This window comes from Burkholderia sp. D-99 (assembly GCF_011605345.1).
GTDB lineage: Bacteria > Pseudomonadota > Gammaproteobacteria > Burkholderiales > Burkholderiaceae > Burkholderia.
Window position 1 is genome coordinate 244,840 of sequence record NZ_JAAOXM010000005.1, and the last position, 16,630, is coordinate 261,469.

The following is a 16,630-nucleotide window of genomic DNA, read 5'->3' on the forward strand; positions in this document are numbered from 1 at the left end:
GGCGCATCGCTTGACGCAGGCGCACCGCCCGTTCAGTGGTGGTGTGCGCGAGGTTGAGGGGCGGCAGGCCGGCGCACGGGGCGTGTCGACGGCTCGCCAGGCAGTTCAGCACGGATCGGTATCGACGGAGCGTTGCGTGGCGGACGTCACGTCCTTCCGGTTCGGCGTGGCGACGCACGGCGATGCGGGGCTGTCGGGCCAGCGTAATTCGAACGCCGTGCCGCCGCATGCCGCCGGGCGGCACGATGCCTCTCCGTCGTGCGCCTGCGCAATGGCCGCGACGACGGCCAGCCCCAGGCCGCTGCCGCCCTTTTGGCTGGACTGCGTATCGTCCACGCGCCGGAATGCATCGAAAATCCGGGCCGCGCAATCGGCGGGGATGCCCGGCCCCTCGTCTTCGATCAGCAAGCGACAGGTGCCGCTCTCGACGCGCGTGTGAATGCGTATCGCGCCGGGTACCGCATAGCGCCGCGCATTCTCCAGCAGCGCGAGCAGCGCCTGGCGCATCCGGAACGGGTCGCAGCGCATGGGCCGCGTATCGAGATCGAGCACCATGTGTTGACCGTTTGCGGCCAGCGAATCCTCGAACACCTCGACGACCGCCTTGATGTGCGTCGCCAGGTCGGTCTCCTGGATGCTGACGCTCAGATGCCCGCTTTCAGCGAGGCTGATCACGCGGAGATCTTCGATCAGGCGCGTCAGTCCTTCCGCCTGGGTCAACAGGCTTCGGAACAGCGCCTCGCCCGGCTGGAAGACGCCTTCCGCCAGCCCCTGCAACCGCCCGCGCAGGACCGTGACCGGCGTACGCAGCTCGTGAGCGATCGCGGCATTCCAGAATGCCTGTTCGTCCGTCATGCGCTGCAGCTGGGCCGCGAGTGCATTGAAGTCGTCCGCGATCAGCGCGGCTTCGCGCATCGATCGGTCGCCGGCGACGGCGCGCGCGGTCAGGTCGCCCTTGGCGACGCGGCGAATGCTGTCGGCGACGGAATTGAGCGGCACCAGAATCCGGTGCGCGAGTCGCGCCGACGCGACAATCGCGAGCGCCAGGCCGGTCACGATGGTGATGCCCAGCCAGATCCACTCGGGGTTCGACGGAAACCAGCCCGCCTGGTAGCAAACCTCGCTCCAGTGCCGGAGCATCACGTAGTAGAACGCATAGAGCATCAGCACGACGATCAACGTGATGCCGAGCGCCAGCTCCGCCATCGACACCGCAATCTTGCGGCCGAGCCCTCCGAGCTTCATTTCGTGCTCCCAAGCGTGGTGTTGTGTCGGTTCACGACGGGAAGGTTGCGCGGTCTGGTTGCCGTGGCGTCAACGGAGACGTGTGACCGGGGCGGGCGAGCGGTGTGCCGGTCAGGAGCTGCCGACGCGGTGCGGGAGGCGGCGGCGCGCCTCGGTGCGCCAAGGTTCCCGGCTGCAGATGTGCCGGAGGCGCCATGTCGCCCGGGACCGGAGAGGGCCGGGCTTGCATCAACGGGATCGCTCCCGACCGACAGAGACAGTGGCCGAACGGCTCGACTCGCGCGGGACGGTATGGATTCTTCAGTCATGGTGTCCGCTTTGGTTTTTGCTATTCACTCCATCGAATCGCAATGTTACCGCACGAAATTGGCCACCGGATGACACGATGGTTCGGGGTGCGTTGGAAAGCGAGCGACGCTGGCAGTGCGGGGCGGCTCGGGTCGGCAGGCGTGTTGGGCCATCGGCTGGCCCCGATTCCTGCCCGATGATTCCAGGCGATCAAGGCGCTTTCGAGGCAGGGGAATACCCTGCTTTTTTTCATGGACAGTTGTTATGTATCATGACCTACAATAGTTAATGTTTTCTATTTGTTGAACTGTCCCGGCCCGCTTGATCCGGCGGGGTTCGATGGAAGGGGCGAGGATCGAGGAAGGGTGGGGTGTCGCTGCCGGTGCGAACGGGAAGCATGAGCACACCGATGGGCGTGCGCAATCGAGTCGGGCGCGCGTTGATCCGGAGAAGCAATGAAGCATCGAACCGAATCGGTACTGGAAGATTCATGATGGATTTCAGATCGCCTGACATTGAGTTGTCCGTTGCCTTGCTGGCATGGGCGACAGGAACCTACGGCCTGAAGTTCGTCCGGAAGCGCAACCCGCTGCTCGGGGTCGCCTGGTGGGTCGTGACGGCGTCTTCCATTAACGCGCTGATCTTCATGGCGACGGGCTGGTCATGCTCGTCCGGCGTAGCGCACTTCCTGGACATGTTCACGAGAGGGTTCGGCATCCCGGTGATTGCGGCTGCCGGCATGATGGCCGTCACGCACGAATACAGGCCGATGGCCCAGCAGGTCGTGATGTTGTTCGGGACGGCCGTGGTGGGAACGATGGCGCTGATGACGCTCGAGTTCGTCGATGTCGTCCTGCCGTATTTCTATGTAGCGATGTGGGCGTTGCTGGCGCTCTATCTGGTTTATTTCGTCGTGCGGCTGTTGCGTGCCGCGGAAGCGTTGCATGCGATGACGACGACGCTGGCGATCGTGCTGTCGCTGATCGTCGCGTATGTCGACGACCTGTACAAGATGCCTGGCAATGCGCACGGCGCCGTATTCAGTTTTCCCGTGCTGGCGCTGCTGACGTGGTCGTATTTCGCGGTAGCGATCTATTACGCGTACTGCGCGCTGGAACGGAAGCGTCATGTCGAAAAGGCCGGGGCTGCAGGCATGCTCCGGTGGCGTGAATTTACCTCATTCGAATAGGAATCCTGACATGAATGAGGATATGAAAGAGTACGCAGAACCCGGCGCGGATCAGACCGGACATGCGGTGAAGCCGGCGCCTCGGCGCGGAAGGAGGCGCGACGGCGAGACACGGGAGCGTTTGCTGCAAGCGGCACGCACGATCTTTGCCGAAATAGGGTATGCGGCGGCGAGCATCGAGAGCATCGCCGTCGCGGCGGGCTATACGCGCGGCGCGTTCTATTCGAATTTCCGCGACAAGACGGTCGTGCTGCTCGAATTGCTGAAGCGCGATCACGAAGACGTCGAGCGTGAGCTGATGCGCATCGTCGAAGCGCGTAACGATCGCGATGTGACGGAGCGCGCGATGCATGCGTACTTCAGGCAACGCTATCGCCAGCCTGATGCCTGCGTCATGTGGATGGAAGCGGCACTCTTGTCCGTGCACGACCAGCGGTTCCGCGTTCGATTCGCTGCATTCCTGAACGAGCAGCGGGATCGGAGCCTGGCGTGCGCCGGTGTGCGGCTGCCGTTGCCGATCGAGTTGCTGACGCTCGGCCTGACGGGGCTGGGCGACGACGTGTTGCCCGACGGTGCGAGCGGACGGTGGCACCTGACCGACGCATGGGTCGACGCGGCGGTGACGCAAGTGTTCGTGAGCAGTACGTGCGACGAGCTGATGGAATGAACGCGCGATCGCCGCGTACCGGTGCAAGGACAAACTGACGAGGACGGAAGGACTATAAAAATGAATCGCAAACCCAGGCCGGATGCCCAGACCCGGCGCAACATACTCCGCCTCGCAGCGGTGGGCGCGGCGTCGCTCGCGGCCGGCGAAGTGTCGCTCGCGCGAGTGGCCGACGCAGTTATCGGGAACGACGGCGTGCTCGACGTCGCGATCATCGGCGCGGGGCTCGCGGGGCTGACCGCCGCGCGCGACCTGAAGCGTGCCGGATGCGAATCGTTCGTCGTGCTCGAGGCGCGCGATCGCGTCGGTGGGCGAACCTACAACCACGACCTCGGCGGCGGCAGAATTTCCGAGGCGGGAGGGCAGTGGTTCGGTCCGGGCCAGACAGCGATCGTCGATCTCGCGCGCGAGCTGAACGTCGATACCTTCGATACGTACTACGCCGGCAAGACGGTATACCTGGCGGACGGTGCGCGGGTGGCGCAGGACACGCAGGGCACGGTGGGCGGCAACGGCACGATCGCGGCCCGGCTCAATGCGATGGCGAAGAACGTGCCTTCGGCGGCGCCGTGGAAGGCACCGAATGCGGCAGAGCTCGACCAGCTGTCGCTGGGCGCGTGGCTTGCGCAGCAAGGCCTGACCAACGAGGAGAAATTCTCGTTCAGCCTGGCCGCCCGTTTGTCGCTCGGCACGGCGCCGGCGCAGCTCGGCTTGCTGCACTACCTGGCGACGATCAACAGCGCGAACAGTGACTACGAGCAGCTCGAGTCGATCAAGGGGGGCGCACAGGAATCGCGTTTCGTCGGCGGTTCGCAGGTGCTCAGCATCAGGATGGCGAACGAACTCGGCGAACGGGTGAAGCTGTCCTGCCCGGTACGCAAGATTTCCGGCTGGAATCGCGAGGTCGTCGAGCTTCACACCGACCAGGGTGTCGTGCGCGCGCGCCGCGTGATCGTCGCGTTGAATCCGGCGCTGTGCAATCAGGTCGTATTCGACCCGCCACTGCCGGACGGCCGGGCGCAGCTGCAACGCCGGTGGCCCGCCTACGCGCCGATGCGCAAGACGGTTCACGTCTACGACCGGCCGTTCTGGCGGGACGACGGGTTCAACGGGCAGGTCATCCCGGTCAACGGTCCGCTGTTGTGGGCCTATGACAACTCGCCGCCGGACGCGTCGATCGGCGTCATCAACGGCTTCATCGCACCGGGCGCGCTCGCGAGCGACGCGAAGGTGGCGGAACGGACGCTTTCCGCGATCTACGCGCAGGCGCTCGGCGACAAGGCGCTGCGCCCGACGCAGTTCCACGATTACGACTGGGGCAAGGTGGACCCGTGGTCGCTGACCTGCATCCATCCGATTCCGCCCGGCTTCTGGACGAAGTGGGGCGAGTACCTGCACCCGCCGGCCGGGCGGCTGATCTGGTCAGGAACGGAGACGGCCGACATCTGGGCCGGCGCAATGGATGGCGCGGTGCGTTCGGGGCATCGCGCCGCACTGCAGGTTTTGGGTGCGCTCGCGCATCGGACAACGGAGGCTTGAGTGAAGCGAGCATGGATCATCGGTGTTGTCGTGGTCGCTGCCGTGTCGGCGGCCGGCGTGGTGTTCGGGCCCGATCTGTACGGCTATTACCGCTTCGGGAAGGCGCTGGACAGCGAGGCCGACACGCTCAGGGCCGATGCCGGCCCGTGGCCTCAGCCGCAGGAGACGTGTTTCATCTGTCACGGCCCGCGCGGGCAATCGGGTAACGGCGGATATCCGGCGCTGTCCGGCCAGCCGGCGGCCTATATCGAGGCCCAGTTGCGCGCGTTCGCCAGCGACCGCCGGCCGGATCCGTACATGGGGCCGCTTGCACGCGGCATGGACGAGAAACAGATGAAGCTGCTGGCCGACTATTTCGCGCGCCAGGCACCGGTCCAGAACGAGAAGATACGGGTCGACGCGGCGCTCGCCACGCGCGGCCTTTCGGTGGTGCAGGCGAGAAGTTGCGTCGCCTGTCATGGTGCGGGCCTGACGGGCAACGAGCGCGCGCCTCGCCTCGCGGGGCAGGGCGAGGCCTATCTGGCAGACCAGCTCGTCGTGTTCCGGGCAGGCAAGCGGCATGACGAGACCGGCGCGATGAATGGGGTGGCCGCCGCATTGTCGGATGAAGACATCCGGGCCGTCGCGCATTACCTGGCGAGTATCGCACCGACGCATGCTGCGGCCGCATCGGCGGATCATGCGCCGCGCCTCGCGAATCACGACGAGGCGGATCTGGTGAAGCAGATCACGGCCATCAAGACCGGGAATCGTGCCGATCCGGCCCGTGCGATGCATGCCGCTGTCGCCAGGTTGTCCGGCGACGACATCCGTGCCGTGGCGTACTACCTCGCCAACGCGTCGCCCGGGCGCGATGGCGGCGGCGTCAGGTGACGACGGCAGCGGCGCGGCGATCCCGCCCGCTTGCTGCGACGACGCGGGCGGACGGTAGCGCCCGGAAGAACGGGCAGGCTCGGGGCGGCCCCGGTAGCCGCGACACGGCGCGCGCGATACGCGCGCCGCGACGAACGGAGGCAGCGGCCGCGAGCCGCCAGCCGGCGGCGCCCCGGATGGAAATTGGTGTCGGCATCGGGTATAGTCGTTCGCGACCGGCGAAACGCCGGTCCTATCACATCAGGAAGGCGGGAACGCCCAGATCACGACGGAAGCGATGACAGTGCCTATTGAGCAACCGACCAGGAAACGGCGCACATCGAGTGCTGCACCCACCGGCGCGCAGCCTGAAGGCCTTCGGGCCCAGGGCGTCCGTACGCGCAAACTCATCGTGCGCGTGGCGAGGAAACTCTTGCTCGAGGGTGGTGCGCTGGAGTTTTCCCAGCGTGCGGTCGCGCAGCGTGCCGGCATCAGCGTCAGCAACCTCCAGTACTATTTTCCAACGCGGCTTGCCGTGCTGCGGGCGGTCATGGAGCCCGAGATCGAGGCCTACCTGAGCGCGCTGAAGCGCGCGCTTGAAAGCGGCGCGCCGCCGCGTGAAACGCTCGATGCATTGCTCGACATGGCGCTCGAGAATGCGAAAGACGTCAAGGGCACGGCCCTGTGGGCCCACTTCGTTTCGTTCGCGTCGATCGACCCCGAATGTGCGCGGCTGATCGACGAATGGTATGCGTCCCTGACGCAAGCGATCGCCGTGCTCGTCCGTGCAGTGAATCCGGGCCTCAAGGCAGCCGACGGCGAGCATGTCGCGATGCTGCTCGTCGCGATGGTCGACGGGCTGGCGCTCCAGTACACGATGGGGCGGCAGACGGAGGGGCTCGATACGAGGTTTCTGGCGTCGGCATACACCCTGGTGGAAGGCAAGGCGTCCGGCGGCAAGAGCCGGTAGCGGCCGCGGTCTGGCCAGGTGACATGAGAAGACAGGGCATGCCCCTGTCTTTTTTCTTTTGCCCCCCGCGCGTGATACCGCGTCGCAGGCGCCGCGTCTGGCGATGGCGACGCGCACGGTGGGCATTCAGCTTGCCGGACGTGTGTTGCCGAGCGTTCCGCGGAATTTCACGAGCTGACGCGATTCCGCCACGAGCTGCCCGCTCGTATCCCGCAATTCGCCATCGATGACCAGCAGGCCGTTGCGGACTTCCTTCGTCAGGAAGCGTGAGTGGATCGGCCCGGGGTCGGGGTTGGCCTTGAGATGGACCGCATAGTCGATCGTCGACACCGATCCCCACTCGGCGCGATCGATGACGTTGTAGATCGGCGGCGGGAACGCATCGGCGAAGAGGGCCAGCGACGCGAGCGTCGGCGATACTTCGTCATCCAGAGAAATCCATCCCTCTATGGTCGCGGTGTGTTGGGGCCTGCTGTTCTGCAATGCCCCAGGTGCGAGACGCAGGTCGAACTGCGAGATGAACGAGCGCATCGGATCGGGGATCGCCAGCGTGTCGATGCTCACGCACGAGCGATAAGGCGTGGCCGGCAACTGCGGTCCCGCGCAATCCGACGCCGTGGCGCCGGTGGTCCGGGAGAAGTCGGTGAACGTCGCAACGTAGAACGCCTTGAGTTCGTCTTCCTGCATCAACGACAACGTCGCGCGCGACAGGCTTTTTGTCGACCCCAGTTCGACGATGCGGGCCGTTGCGGGGCCGGAAACGGGATGGCCGAAAAAGCTCGCGTTGATCGACAGCAGATCGGGGTGCGCGCTCCGTCCGGCGAGCGTCTCGGCTGCCAGCCTCGTGAGGTAGCCCCGTTCGGATAGCCAAGGACGTCGAATCGCGACGAGATATCGACGGGTATTTCCACGCAGGCGCCTGACATTCCTGTTCCCATGAGGCCATGCCCCGTCGACGAGACGGGGAATCGAATTGAGCGGCACGCGCACCACGGCACGCGCGCGAGTCGCGGCCGGACATGGGTTGCCGTGATCGAGCGCGTGAATGCCGTGCGACGATGCCATCGCCGGCGGATCGATGCGATTTCTCGCGTGGATTCTTGACCGCGAGCATAGCGGGCACGTGCGCCGCACTGAAGTTTATTTTGTGAATCGGCATGCATTCGTGCGATGAATGATCTGCCGTGCGCATCGTCGTCTGCCAGCGTCCGACGGCTCTTCACAGGCAGGGTAATCCCCTGTCTTTTCTTTATTTTTGTTGTATGTATCATGACCTACTTTTGTCACATATTCCTATAAATGGATTGCATGGGTTGTCGACTTGCCTTGCGCCACGAGCGGGCGCCTGGATGGCGACTGCATTCAGATCGGTGTGGAACGACGTGCCGAACGGGCCGCCTATCGTTCGTCATCCTGATTGACGGCTCCCGAGCGACTTTCATTGCAGTAGCGAACACAAAATGCCAAAGAAGTCTTTCCCCAATGGAGCAGCTGATCTGCGTCGGCGGCAGTGGCTCAAGTATGCGGGCGCGTCGGCCGCCGCCGTGGGCACGCTCGCGATCGGCGCGCGGCAGGCGAGCGCCGGCGAAGGCGGCACGTCCGGCACGCCGGGCGACGTACTCGACGTGGTCATCATCGGTGCGGGGCTGGCCGGGCTGACGGCCGCGCGCGACTTGCGCCAGGCCGGTTGCGAATCGTTCGTGGTGCTCGAGGCGCGCGACCGCGTCGGCGGCCGGACCCTCAACTACAACGTGGAAGGCGGATTTGTCACCGAGGTCGGCGGCCAATGGATCGGGCCGGGCCAGACCGCCGTCGCCGATCTCGCCCGCGAACTGGAGGTGGGCACGTTCCCGAGTTACTACGAAGGCAAGACGGTCATCCTGGGCGGAGAAGGCCGCGCGACGGCCGACCTGAAAGGCACGTTCGGCACCGACGAAGCCATATCGTCGAAGCTCAGCAAGATGTCGCGCGACGTGCCGTCGGGCGCGCCGTGGACGTCGCCCCGGGCGGGCGAGCTGGACAAGCTGTCGGTGGCCGACTGGCTGGTGACGCAGGACATCAAGCCCGAGGACCGGGTGGGGTGGGAGGGCTCGTGCACGCTGAGCGGCGGCGCTCCGCCGGTCAGGATGGGGCTGCTGCACTTCCTGTCGATGATCAATTCGGCGTCCTGCGACTTCACGCAACTCGACTCCATCAAGCACAGCGCACAGGAAACACGCTTCATCGGCGGCTCGCAGATCCTTTGCACGAAGATGGCCGGGCAACTGGGTGACAAGGTGCGCCTGTCGACCCCGGTGCGCCGGATCTCCGGTTGGGATCGCGACATCGTCACGTTGCATACCGATCGTGGAGAGGTGCGTGCGCGCAAGGTCATCATGGCTATCCACCCGGCCCTCTGCAACCAGGTCCAGTTCGAGCCGCCGTTGCCCGAGAAGCGGGCGTCGCTGCAGCGTGCGTGGCCCGCTCACTCGCCGGCGCGCAAGACGGCGATGGTCTATCGCCGTCCGTTCTGGCGGGAGAAGGGGCTGAACGGCCATATCTTCCAGGTCGGCGGGCCGATCATCTGGGCGTTCGACAACTCCCCGCCCGGCGGCGAGATCGGGATCATCAACGCGTTCGTCCGGAACGCGCTGTTGCCGACGGACCGGAAGGCCGCGCAACACATGCTCACGGACATCTATGCGCAGGCGTGGGGTGACGATGCGTTGTCGCCCGTGTCGTATCACGACCACGACTGGAGCCGCGCCGACCCGTGGACGATCACGTGTGTGTCCGCGATTCCACCGGGCTTCTGGAGTGCGCACGGCGACGGACTGCATTTGCCGTGCGGCAACCTGATCTGGTCGGGGACCGAAACCGCGAACATCTGGGCGGGCTACATGGATGGCGCCGTGCGTTCGGGCCATCAGGGCGCATTGCAGGCACTGAACGGCCTGCGCCGCGCATAGGAGAGCAATCATGAAAAAACGCATCTTGCTCGCCATTGCGGGGCTCGTCGCCGTATCGCTCGTCGTCTTCGGGCCGACGCTGCTGAATCTGTACCGCCTTCAACAGTTCGTGTCCGCGTCCGACGATGCGTACCGCGCCGACGGCGGGCCGTGGCCGCACCTGACCGACGCGTGCCTCGGCTGTCACGGCGTCAAGGGTACGTCGGTCGAGCAGGGTTATCCGAGCCTGGCGGGGCAGCCGGCATCCTACGTGGCGGCCCAGCTTCACGACTTCGCGAGCGGCAAGCGCGCCAACCCGAACATGGCGCCGCTGGCGATGAGCCTGAGCGAGACCGAAATCAAGTCGCTGTCCGAGTACTACGCGCGGCAGCCGGTGCGCAGCAACCGCTACTTCGAAGCCGATCCGCAACAGGCGGCGCAAGGCAGGCAACTGGTCGAGAAGGGGGCGTGTGCCGCGTGTCACGGCGCCCGCCTGACAGGCCAGGCGCAGTTCCCGCGCTTGGCGGGCCAGGGGCACGACTATCTGCTGAAGCAACTGGAGGCGTTTGCCGCCGGCACGCGAACCGAAGCGACCGGCACGATGCAGCGCGTCGCCGCCGCGTTGTCGCCGAAAGACCGCGACGCCGTCGCCCAGTACCTGGCGAGTTTGAATCCGGAGAAGGAATGATGAACCGTATGCAATCGGAATGGAGCATTTGATCATGGACAGCAGATCGCTCGTACTTTGCTTCGCCAGTGGGTTGCTGGCAACCACGACGGCCATTTACGGCTGGAAGTTTCTCAAGAAGCGCAATTTCCTGCTCGGGATCGAGTGGTTCATCGTGACGGTATCTTCGACCAATGCGCTGATCTACTTCGCGACTCACTTCGAGATATCGGGGCTGATCTCGCATGTCCTGGATGCGTTTTCCCGCGGCTTCGGGATGCCGCTCGTCGCCGTTGCAGGCCTGATGGCCGTGACGCGCGGCTACCGGCCGTCGGGCCGCCAGGATGTCGTGCTGTTCGGGATCTCCATCGTCGGCACCATCGTGCTGGTGTCTGGCCTGATCGCGAAAGTGCAGCCGTATTTCTATGTCGCGACATGGGCATGGCTGACGATCTACCTCGCCGGTTTTGTGCGGAAATTGCTGGCGGCCGAAGAGCGGTTTCACGCGATGACGACGACCGTCGCGGCGGCAGCGTCGATGGCGATTGCATGCATCTACGACTTCTATCCGATACCGGGAGACGAGCACAACGTCGTGCTCAACTTCTTCGTACTCGCGCTGGTGACGTGGTCGTACATGACAGTCGTGCTGTATTACGCCTATTGCGCGCTGGAGCGCGCAGGTCAGACGCATGACGCCAGCCGGCTCCGCTCGACACGGAGCGGGGATCGTCGCCTCGCGTAAGCGCGTAGCGACGCGCACCGGCGCATTTGCGTCGATCGAAGACACGTGCCGGAGATGGCCGTCGTGTCGTCGTGCCGCGCAGGGCCGAATCGCTTCCGTTACTCGCCGCGGCCGATCGCGCGCGTGAGTAACGGTGTTCAGGAGCGAGGCGAACGTGCATCGGCCCTCGCGTATCCACTGGCCTGCGTGCTGCGGTGTCGACATCGATCCGTAGACGACCTGAGTGTCTCGTTGTCCGATGTTTGGGATGGCGGGGTCTCGGGTCGGCGCTGGCCGCGACACGTGAAAGCCGTCGAACAATCGTCGTAGGAAAGAGCGGGCACTTGTCCTTCGTGTGCCCTTTCGTCGTGCACGCGGCGCGGCGCGCCGGCAGGCACGCGGCCGTGATCGGCTTCGCATGCCCGGCTGAGGGAGCGCATGCCATGCCAGGCATCCCGCTTTGTCCACGCATTGAATCCGTACCGGGAATACCCTCTCTTTTTATTTTTTTCTAAATTTATCATCATTACCTAACATTGTTATCAAGTTCTACAGTCAAGACGGTACAGCGGACCCGCAAGCAAGGCGGGGGCGAACCAACAGGAGGTGACAGATGGACGATGTCAAGCGCAAGGCTTTCGCGGAAGACGGCGCGGTTCTGATCGAAGGTGTGTTGAACGAGGAACAGCTGGCCCGATGCCGGCTCGCGTTCGACTGGGGTATTGAAAACCCGGGGCCGATGGCGTCGAGCCTGCTCGACGGTACCGAATTCCGGTCGCACGTCGACAACGCGAATCCGTATGCGAAGGAACGGCTCGACGAGCTGGTCGCCACGCTGCCGCTCGGTCGCCTGTTTGCCGACTTGTGGGGATCGGAGCACGCGTGGTTCTTCGCCGAGGAGCTGTTCCTGAAGCGAGGCGGAAAGGGCGCGCGCTCGTTGTGGCATCAGGACACCTCGTACCTGCCGTGGGCAGGGATGCACTTCGGCAACGCGTGGATCAGTTTCGAGGCCGTTCCCAAGCGCAACGCGCTCGAGATCGTCCGGGGCTCGCATCGCGGCGTGCGTCACGACGGCACCACGTTCCAGAACGTCGACGATCCCACCGAGCCGCTGCATGGCGGTGGCGTGTGGCCGCGGATGCCGGACATCGAAGCCGAGCGCCGCGCCGATCCGGGCAAGTACGACATCATCTCGTGGGCCACGAAGCCGGGCGACGTCCTGCTGCTTCATCCCGGCGTGCTGCACGGCGGCGGCGTGGTCGATCCGGAGTTTCCCGATCGCCACACGCTCGTGCTGCGCTTCTTCGGCGACGACGCCACGTTCAGCCCGTTGCCGGACAACAGCGCATCCGGTTTCACGCCGGCCGGCGTGCTGTTCGTGGACGAGCTCGCGTCCTTGAAGGCGGGCGACCCGTTTCGCGCGCCGTGTTTCCGTCAACTCGTCTGAATCCGGAGGATTCCAGTCATGGCAACTACCAGCAAGCGGCAACCGATCATTCCACCCGGGTTCAAGGCGTGGTACGACACCTACCATTTCGCCCCGGCCACGCGGGTGGGCGACACGATCTGGGTTTCCGGCCAGGTCGGAATCGGCGCGGATATGCGACCGGGCGACGGCGTGCAGGCGCAGGCGCGCATCGCGTTCGAATCGCTGAAGGCGATTCTGGTCGAGGCGGGCGCGAGTCTTGCCGATGTGGTCGAACTGACGACTTTTCATACGGATCTGCGCGCCGAGGTTGAAGCCTTCTCGGCCGTGAAGGACGAATATTTCCCGGATCGCTATCCATCGTGGACGGCGGTCGGGGTGACGCAGCTCGCGTTGCCCGAGCTGTGTGTCGAAGTGCGCGCGGTGGCAGTGGCCGGGTCCGGCGCTGCCTGAGCCGGACATCCGGCCGTTGGCGCGGCCGGAGCAGCGGCGACGCAAGGCGGGGTTCGACGCCGCCGCATCCGGCACGTGAGGACTGCCTGCCGGATGCGCCGAATCCCCGCGCCGGCGACGGAAGAGGGCGGTAAGGATTGAAGCGGTTGGGGCCGGAGAGTACAGATGATATTTCGTATTGCTTACAAAGTAAAACGCATCGGCTCGATGAAGATCGAGCGTTTCGCGGTCGCAGAGGTCACGCGATGGCCCGCCATGAAGCGGCGCGCTAGCCACTCGAAACGGATTGAACGCCTGTCGCCCGTCAACCGCGCAACCGGTGAATGAAAGCAGAGTCTCGAGAGTCTCGGAAGGAGAACATGATGAAGAAGCACACGATCGGAACCGTGTCCGCAATCGCGGCTGCGTTGTTGATGATGGCCGGCGGCGCCATGGCCGACGACCTCACCCCGGTGGGAGCCGAACGCGGCGCGAGCAAGGACGGCTCCATTCCGGCCTTTGCCGGCAGGCAGGAGCCGCAGTCGGGCTGGGAATACGGCAAGACGCGAGGCGATTTCTGGAAACACCGGAACGAGAAGCCGCTTTATTCGATCGATGCCGCGAACGTCGACAAGTACGCGAGCAATCTGTCGCCCGGCCAGATCGCATTGATCAAGCAGCGCAAAGGTTACCGGATGGATGTCTACCCGTCGCATCGCGAGTGCCAGCTGCCGGAATTCGCCGAGCAGAACACGAAGGCCAACCTCGCGGCCGCGAAGCTCGCATCGGATGGCGAAACGCTCGAAGCGGGCGTCTTGCCAGGCGTGCTGTTTCCGCAGCCGAAAAACGGCGTCGAAGCGATCCTGAACTACGAGAACCGGTATCGGGGTGTGGGTATCGAATGGCCACTGGTCGTCACGTCCATCTCGCCGCGTCCGGGCGGCGGCGACTGGATCGACGGGATCGGCCCGCAGGTGTTCTATTTCCCGTCGGGCAAATCGGGCAAGAGCGGGCCGAAGGATGTCGACCAGCTCAGCCTGGCCGCCTATTTCTCGGCCACTTCACCGGCCGCGCTGGCCGGGCAGGCATTCGTGCAGCGCCAGTATTTCAACAAGGACTCGGAAACCTACTACTACTTTCCGGGCCAGCGCCGTGTGAGACGCATGCCGGCCTATACGCATGACGCGCCGCTGATCGGCTTCGAGAACCAGTATCTGATCGACGAAGCCAACATGTTCAACGGCTCGATCGACCGGTTCAACTGGAAGCTCGTCGGCAAGCGCGACATGCTCGTTCCGTACAACGCATTCGGCATGTACAAGTTCAAGAGCAAGCTGCACGACGTCGCGACGCCGGACGGCATCGCTTCGGCGAACCGGCGCTACGAGATGCATCGCGTATGGGTCGTCGAGGCGACGGTCAAGCCGAGTGCGCGCCATGTCGCGTCGAAGAAGGTGTTCTACCTCGACGAGGACAGCTGGCTTGCACTCGTCGGCGAGGACTACGACGCGCAGGGCAAGCTGTGGAAGGTACGCGAGAGCTACCCGATTCCGGTATGGGAGCTGGGCGGTGCCTGCGACAACGAGCCGATGGCGCAGTACGACGTGCTGAGCGGACGTTACGTGTTCGATTCGTCGACGATCGGCCAGGGCAAGGATATCCGCTGGTATCAGGAGATCAACGATCCGCGCTTCAAGTCCGATTTCTACACGGCGGAATCGCTGAGGTCGGTCAGCGAACGCTGATTGCCGTAGTAAAAAAAAAAGAAAACAGGCCCGACGGCGCGCTCGCGCCGTCGGCATCCGGTCTGGAGATGGGTGGGTGGTGCGATGAAAGCAAGCAATATCGTTAAGACTACTACGGTGTCGATTGCAATGCTGGGTGTGGCAACGTCGACTGCGTACGGGTACGAGTTCACGCTCGGGGACGGGACTGTCCAGGGGTCGTGGGTGTCCAATCTCACGGCGGGCGGCGGGATCCGGACCAAGAGTCCGAGCTGCTCGCTGACCGGCGATCCGAACGCGTACGGCTGCGGTGCGGCCGCCAATACGAACCAGTGGGGTTACGGCGACAACGGCGACCTGAACTACCGCAAGGGGCAGCCGTTCAGCACCTACGTGAGCGCGACCAGCGAGCTGTTGCTGAAGATGCCGAGCGAAGGGCTCAAGTTCATGGTGCGCGGCACGGGGATGTACGATTTCCTCGCCGGGAGAACGGCCAGAACACCGCTGTCGAGCACGGCTGCCGCGCAGGTGGTGTACAACGCGCAACTCCTCGATCTGTGGGCACAGAAGGACTTCACGATCGACGGACGCAACGCGCACGTTCGGCTCGGCAACCAGGTGATCAACTGGGGTGAGAGCATCTACGCGCAGAGCGGCATCAACGCGACCAACTCGATCGACGTCCAGAAGCTGCTGATCCCGGGTTCGCAGCTCAAGCAGGCGCTGCTGCCGGCGCCGATGCTGAGCCTCGCTGCCGATCTTTCCCACGGCTTCAGCACCGAAGCGTATTACCAGTTCCAGTGGAACGGCAACCGCCTCCCGCCGGTCGGTTCGTACTGGTCGCTGGCGAACGTCATCGGCCGCGGCGCCGAACCGTTCACGATCAACGCGAACAACCCCAACGTGTCGGGCCCGGGCGTCGGCACGATCGCCAATGCAATCGGCGGCGGGGCGGCAGCGGGTAACCAGGATACGCTGAACGCGATCAAGAACGGGCTCGTCAACGGCGCCTTCGCCGGGCCGCCGTTCAATGACCTCGGCATTCCGGTCTCCACGCAGTTGCCGGCAAAGTACCGGCCGCAGTTCGGTGTGAAGTTCAATTATTCGCCGCGCTCGTTCGATGCGAACTTCGCGTTCTATTACCTGAACTACACGGACAAGTCGCCGGTGCTGTCGACGCTGTCAAACGGCACCGCGCAATGGTCGTATCTCCAGAATCGGCAACTGTTCGGCGCGAGCGCGAACTTCGGGGTCGGCCCGTGGGCCATCGGCACCGAGCTGTCGTATCGGCCGCGCGATGCCGTCGCGCTGTCGAGCTGCTACGGCGCGGGCGGCCCGACCGACCTGGTCACGAACGGCGTACAGGGTGTCAACTGCCAGCAGTGGGCCGACAAGAAGAAGTTCCAGCTGGATGTCAACGGGCTCCTCGCGCTGACGCGCAGCGAGTACCCGTTCCTGAAGCTGATCGCCGCGGATTCCGCCGCGTTGACCTGGGAACTCACGTGGATCTACTACCCGGGCCTCGGTTCGGACGTGACGCGCACCGTGGACGGGCAGCCGGTCACGCAGGTGCCGGCCACCGGCTATTTCCCGTGGCTGAACAACAACTCGGGGCTCGGCTATCCGATCACGCAAGGGCAGGGCACGTCGAGTTCGGTGGGCGCGACGGTCGACTTCAACTGGACTTACGACGGCTCGCTGATTCCCGGCTGGCAGGTGACGCCGGGCGTGACGTTCAGCACCGGCCTCTACGGGTACACGCCGACCTTCACCGCGAACTACATGCAGGGTGCGAAGTCGGTGAACGTCTACGTGCTGTTCAACCAGAATCCGCCGACGTGGCAGGCGGGCATCAACTTCGCGGCGTTCTTCGGCGGCCATCAGTCGGTGGGCAATCCGTATGCGGACCGCAATTTCGTCGGTGTGTTTGCTACCCGGAACTTCTGACGGGCGCAAGCGGAAGCGAGCGCGCGCGTCGGG

The 16,630-nt window shown here is 64.7% G+C and carries 15 protein-coding genes; 13 read left to right on the forward strand and 2 right to left on the reverse strand.

Annotation, left to right across the window (positions count from 1 at the left end):
• Positions 1 to 105: 105 nt before the first annotated feature.
• On the reverse strand, positions 106 to 1,245 hold the full coding sequence (locus HAV18_RS20695) for an ATP-binding protein (RefSeq protein WP_166959159.1): 1,140 nt from the start codon (positions 1,243 to 1,245) through the stop codon (positions 106 to 108).
• A 781-nt stretch (positions 1,246 to 2,026) separates the two neighbouring features.
• Between HAV18_RS20695 and HAV18_RS20700 the strand changes: the two genes are divergently transcribed.
• From HAV18_RS20700 to HAV18_RS20720, 5 genes are all read left to right on the forward strand, one after another.
• A complete protein-coding gene (locus HAV18_RS20700) occupies positions 2,027 to 2,722 on the forward strand; it encodes a hypothetical protein (RefSeq protein ID WP_407062436.1) in 696 nt (231 codons plus the stop codon).
• Positions 2,661 to 3,389 carry a TetR/AcrR family transcriptional regulator gene (locus tag HAV18_RS20705; protein ID WP_208102049.1) on the forward strand — a complete coding sequence of 243 codons (729 nt, stop codon included), beginning with the start codon at positions 2,661 to 2,663 and terminating at the stop codon, positions 3,387 to 3,389. The genes HAV18_RS20700 and HAV18_RS20705 overlap by 62 nt, the downstream gene beginning before the upstream one ends.
• A gap of 60 nt (positions 3,390 to 3,449) precedes the next feature.
• Complete coding sequence (locus tag HAV18_RS20710) at positions 3,450 to 4,928, forward strand: FAD-dependent oxidoreductase (protein ID WP_166959758.1); 1,479 nt, start codon at positions 3,450 to 3,452, stop codon at positions 4,926 to 4,928.
• Positions 4,929 to 5,801 carry a c-type cytochrome gene (locus HAV18_RS20715; protein WP_166959161.1) on the forward strand — a complete coding sequence of 291 codons (873 nt, stop codon included), beginning with the start codon at positions 4,929 to 4,931 and terminating at the stop codon, positions 5,799 to 5,801. It begins immediately after the preceding gene.
• A gap of 277 nt (positions 5,802 to 6,078) precedes the next feature.
• On the forward strand, positions 6,079 to 6,750 hold the full coding sequence (locus tag HAV18_RS20720) for a TetR/AcrR family transcriptional regulator (RefSeq protein WP_166959163.1): 672 nt from the start codon (positions 6,079 to 6,081) through the stop codon (positions 6,748 to 6,750).
• Between the two features lie 126 nt (positions 6,751 to 6,876).
• Here the strand turns inward: HAV18_RS20720 and HAV18_RS20725 are convergent, their stop codons facing one another.
• Positions 6,877 to 7,815, reverse strand: a complete 939-nt coding sequence (locus HAV18_RS20725) for a thioesterase family protein (protein ID WP_166959165.1) — start codon at positions 7,813 to 7,815, stop codon at positions 6,877 to 6,879.
• Positions 7,816 to 8,210: 395 nt separating this feature from the next.
• On the opposite strand from HAV18_RS20725, the gene HAV18_RS20730 reads away from it, so the two are divergent.
• The 8 genes from HAV18_RS20730 to HAV18_RS20765 all read left to right on the forward strand — a co-directional run bounded on the left by HAV18_RS20730 (position 8,211) and on the right by HAV18_RS20765 (position 16,597).
• Complete coding sequence (locus HAV18_RS20730; RefSeq protein WP_166959167.1) at positions 8,211 to 9,698, forward strand: FAD-dependent oxidoreductase; 1,488 nt, start codon at positions 8,211 to 8,213, stop codon at positions 9,696 to 9,698.
• A gap of 10 nt (positions 9,699 to 9,708) precedes the next feature.
• The gene (locus tag HAV18_RS20735) at positions 9,709 to 10,365 is read left to right on the forward strand and encodes a cytochrome c (protein WP_166959169.1); all 657 of its coding nucleotides are present in this window, start codon (positions 9,709 to 9,711) and stop codon (positions 10,363 to 10,365) included.
• Positions 10,366 to 10,399: 34 nt separating this feature from the next.
• On the forward strand, positions 10,400 to 11,089 hold the full coding sequence (locus tag HAV18_RS20740; protein ID WP_166959171.1) for a hypothetical protein: 690 nt from the start codon (positions 10,400 to 10,402) through the stop codon (positions 11,087 to 11,089).
• Positions 11,090 to 11,681: 592 nt separating this feature from the next.
• Positions 11,682 to 12,515 (forward strand): phytanoyl-CoA dioxygenase family protein, encoded by an 834-nt coding sequence (locus HAV18_RS20745; protein WP_166959173.1) that lies wholly within the window; start codon positions 11,682 to 11,684, stop codon positions 12,513 to 12,515.
• Between the two features lie 18 nt (positions 12,516 to 12,533).
• Complete coding sequence (locus HAV18_RS20750) at positions 12,534 to 12,947, forward strand: RidA family protein (RefSeq protein ID WP_166959175.1); 414 nt, start codon at positions 12,534 to 12,536, stop codon at positions 12,945 to 12,947.
• 165 nt (positions 12,948 to 13,112) lie between these two features.
• The gene (locus tag HAV18_RS20755) at positions 13,113 to 13,274 is read left to right on the forward strand and encodes a hypothetical protein (protein WP_166959177.1); all 162 of its coding nucleotides are present in this window, start codon (positions 13,113 to 13,115) and stop codon (positions 13,272 to 13,274) included.
• Between the two features lie 32 nt (positions 13,275 to 13,306).
• The gene (locus HAV18_RS20760; protein WP_166959179.1) at positions 13,307 to 14,671 is read left to right on the forward strand and encodes a DUF1329 domain-containing protein; all 1,365 of its coding nucleotides are present in this window, start codon (positions 13,307 to 13,309) and stop codon (positions 14,669 to 14,671) included.
• A gap of 84 nt (positions 14,672 to 14,755) precedes the next feature.
• Positions 14,756 to 16,597 carry a DUF1302 domain-containing protein gene (locus tag HAV18_RS20765; protein ID WP_166959181.1) on the forward strand — a complete coding sequence of 614 codons (1,842 nt, stop codon included), beginning with the start codon at positions 14,756 to 14,758 and terminating at the stop codon, positions 16,595 to 16,597.
• Positions 16,598 to 16,630: the final 33 nt, after the last annotated feature.